We start from the raw sequence: 790 nt of genomic DNA, 5'->3' as shown, positions 1-790 counted from the left end.
TATAATAGCCCGTACTGCTTACACCAAACATCTTGAAGACTCTGGTATTGGTATAACCATTCTCTTTTGCCTTTCCTCTGCTTATGTAGTCATAAGCCATGAAGAGCTTGTCCTCCTTTACTTCTTGTCGCTGTAGGATGAGTATATCTCCTCCAGTATGGAAGGCATTTTTTTTTGAAATTCTACGTAATCCTCAAGATATCTGATACGAGCCTCCTGGTATGCAACCTTCTCTTCGAGAGTCATTTCAGGCATCTCCTCAATAGGGATGCTTCCATCATAGTTCTCAGCCTTTGGTTCAAACTCCCCGTTCTTCGCTTTCTGTCTTGCACGCTTGGCTGCTGCCTGAGCGCAGTTCTTTCCCAGCTTCTTTGTATCGAACCCTAATGATTCATAAGCCTCGATTGATGTCATTCCACTTTCAAGCTGCTTATACAGTGCAACATAGAAGTCCTTTGTATAGATGAATGCATCCATATTCTTTGTAAGTTCTGCAACGAACTTATTATCTGAATGTTCAATAACTGCATCTCTATGCGCAAGTCTCTGCGCCTCTGTCTGCTGCTGCCTGTTCTTCTTTCTTTCCTGAGCCATATAATTCCATATCCTCCTCTGTCAGAGCGCCAAGCTCAACTGCACGCTTGAGCGCCTTTTCTCTCGCTTTTTTCATCATTTTATCATACTTTTCCTGTTCGTTTTGAAGATAATCTGAATATTCATTATCAGATAATGAATTAAGATAGTCTTCATATTCAGCAGGTGTCATCTTATTGCGTGTCCACTGAGGACG

At 41.8% G+C, this 790-nt stretch carries 2 protein-coding genes; both read right to left on the bottom strand.

Features of this window, described 5'->3' with window-relative positions:
- Positions 1–117: 117 nt before the first annotated feature.
- Entirely contained in the window at positions 118–594 is a 477-nt protein-coding gene (locus ACFOZZ_RS13245) for a hypothetical protein (RefSeq protein ID WP_006507209.1), read from the bottom strand.
- A partial coding sequence (locus ACFOZZ_RS13240) for a hypothetical protein (protein ID WP_376815424.1) occupies positions 533–790 on the bottom strand: 258 nt, incomplete at its 5' end. The genes ACFOZZ_RS13240 and ACFOZZ_RS13245, both read right to left, overlap by 62 nt.

This window comes from Catenibacterium sp. GCM10023432 (assembly GCF_042651925.1).
Taxonomy (GTDB): Bacteria; Bacillota_I; Bacilli_A; order Erysipelotrichales; family Coprobacillaceae; genus Catenibacterium; species Catenibacterium mitsuoka.
Note: the sequence above shows the minus strand (reverse complement) of the source record. Positions and strands in the feature narration are given on the sequence as shown.

Excerpts from the sequence above, each read along its gene's own strand:
- ACFOZZ_RS13245 (WP_006507209.1), bottom strand. The coding sequence starts at position 594 with ATGGCTCAGGAAAGAAAGAAGAACAGGCAGCAGCAGACAGAGGCGCAG.